The sequence below is a fragment of the Gracilimonas sp. genome, assembly GCF_035704785.1.
Taxonomy (GTDB): Bacteria; Bacteroidota; Rhodothermia; order Balneolales; family Balneolaceae; genus Gracilimonas.
Genome location: NZ_DASSWP010000056.1, coordinates 1 through 2,594, shown reverse-complemented (window position 1 = coordinate 2,594; position 2,594 = coordinate 1). Strand labels below are relative to the sequence as shown.

Here is a 2,594-nt window from a genome sequence, read left to right as displayed (position 1 = left end):
ACGGATCGAATAGTTATAATGGGAAGTAAGGAATCACTGGATAAACTGTTAGAAACTAATTGAACTTTAAGCTCTTGTCTTTCTCTTCTTTCGATATTATTAATTTATTTATTGGCGTTTCCACACTAAACTTTCCTCCATGAAATTTTTTACCTCACAACTCAGCTATTTCGTTTCTAACCGGAATACCAAGATCAACATAAAACGGCTTATTCGTTTTGTTTTGATTCTTATTGCCATGATCATAGTATATGGAATCCTCTTTCATGAGATCATGGAATATGAAGGCCAAAAGCATTCCTGGATTACCGGTTTTTATTGGACCATGACCACCATGACCACTCTTGGCTTCGGCGATATTACTTTTACATCTGATCTGGGCCGTGTTTTTTCTGTCTTCGTTTTGATCTCAGGGGTTGTTTCTCTGCTCATCATGCTTCCCTTTACCTTTATAGAGTTTTTCTATGCCCCCTGGATGGAAGCTCAACACCGGGCCCGGGCGCCACGAGAACTTCCCGAAGGAACCAAAGATCATATTATCATCACCAGTTTCGATGCTGTTACTAAGGCATTAATTCAGAAACTTGATCAGTATGGCCACGAATATGTTTTGCTGGTAAATGAACTTGAGCAAGCGCTTGAACTTTATAATCAGGGCTATAGGGTTATGCTTGGAGAGCCGGATGATCCTGAAACTTACCGAAAAATGTTTGTTGAACAAGCAACCCTCGTATTCACCGGTGGTACCGATATGTTTAATTCTAACGTTGCTCACACCATTCGTGAATTTTCCGATACCGTAAAAATTGTCTCAACAGCCAATTCTTACGATTCTATGGATATATTGAAATTAGCCGGAAGTGATCACGTTCTGCATATGGGTAATATTTTAGGGCGGGCCTTATCTCGAAGAACGCTGGGGCAAGATGCTCGGGTGCATACTGTTGGTAGATTCGGAAGGTTGGTTATTGCAGAGGCAACGACATATGCCACTCCATTGGTGGGAAAGACTTTAAAAGAAAGTCGCATTCGCGAAGACCTGGGAATTAATGTCGTTGGAGTTTGGGAAAGAGGCAGCTTCCAAAGTGCTCATCCTGAAGTTGAGATTCACAATCACAGTGTATTGGTACTTGCCGGAACAGTAGAACAGCTCAGAAAATATGATGAATTATTTGGGATATACGGCGTGAGTGATGAGCCGGTAGTTATTATTGGGGCAGGAAGGGTGGGTCGCGCTACCGCACTTCATTTAGAAAGACGGAATATCAAGTATAAGATCATTGATAAGAATCCGGACCGGATTAAAGATTCTGAGCATTTTATTGTGGGTGATGCCGCCGAACTTGATACCCTTAAGAAAGCCGGTATAGAGGAAGCTCCCAACGTCATTATCACAACAAATCAGGATGATGTTAATATTTATCTGACTATTTACTGCCGCAGTTTAAGGCCAAATATTCACATTGTTGCCCGCTCAACTTTGGAACGAAATGTTAATACTCTGCATCGTGCAGGAGCCGATTTTGTGATGAGTTACGCCTCTATGGGAGCTAATGCCATTTTCAACATTTTTGAGGAAAATGATATTGTGATGATCGCTCAGGGCTTAAATGTATTTAGTTTGGATACTCCAAATAAACTCGTTGGCAAATCATTAATTCAATCAGACATCCGACATAAAACCGGGTGCAATGTGATCGCTTACCAGGTTGATGGAGAGCAGGATATCAACCCGGATCCCAACAAGCCTATCCCTGAAAACAGTGAGATCATTTTGATCGGTCAGTCTGAAGATGAGCAAAGGTTTATCGATTATTATAAATCTGATTGACCAGTATTTTTACTGTCGCCAGAAAGCAGGAGAGAACAATATTAATACGGTAAATATCTCAAGCCGCCCGACCATCATCAATAATATAAGAACCCACTTTCCAAGATAAGGTAAGTGCGCAAAATTATCAGTAGGCCCAAATTCACCCCATCCAGGACCGATGTTTCCTATTGAAGCTATACTTGCCCCAATGGACGACATAATATCATACCCAAACAGGCTAATAATGAACGCACCGAGGGCAAATATAAAAATATAAAGAATAAAGAAGCTCAGTACCGTTCGCTGAATATTTTGGCTGATGGCCTGATCTCCAATTCGAACCGGGAGAATAGCTTTGGGGTGCATGATCTGTTTGATCTCACGACCGGTATTTCGGATCAGTATCATCCATCGCACCATCTTAATTCCCCCTCCGGTAGAGCCTGCACATCCTCCGGAAAAAAAGAGTAAGAAAAGGAAAAATGCCCCTACGGTATTCCATACTTCATAGTTGTCGGTTCCAAATCCGGTTGTTGTTAAAATTGATAACACCTGAAATGCCCCATATCTAAGCGCATCCAAAATGGGATACTCATCTAACAACCAAAGAGAACAGGAAACAATGAGAATACCGATCATCGCCACAAGTGAATAAAAGCGAATTTCACGGTTATCAAAAAAGGATTTGTAGTCACCTCTTATCAACCTAAAATGCATGGCAAAGTTGACCCCTGCAATAAACATAAAAATGATAATGACCCAGTCAATATATGCTGAATCG

General features: G+C 41.1%; 2 protein-coding genes. One reads left to right on the top strand and one right to left on the bottom strand.

Going from position 1 to position 2,594, the window contains the following annotated elements; translation table 11 throughout:
- The first annotated feature begins 139 nt into the window (after positions 1-139).
- Positions 140-1,831 carry a potassium channel family protein gene (locus VFM80_RS02865; protein WP_395069354.1) on the top strand — a complete coding sequence of 564 codons (1,692 nt, stop codon included), beginning with the start codon at positions 140-142 and terminating at the stop codon, positions 1,829-1,831.
- Positions 1,832-1,840: 9 nt separating this feature from the next.
- On the opposite strand, the gene VFM80_RS02860 is transcribed toward VFM80_RS02865, so the two are convergent.
- Positions 1,841-2,594, bottom strand: a 754-nt coding sequence (locus tag VFM80_RS02860; protein ID WP_395069352.1) for a potassium transporter TrkG, incomplete at its 5' end; no start/stop codon positions are given.

Coding starts and splice junctions, on each gene's coding strand:
- VFM80_RS02865 (WP_395069354.1), top strand. CDS start 140: ATGAAATTTTTTACCTCACAACTCAGCTATTTCGTTTCTAACCGGAAT.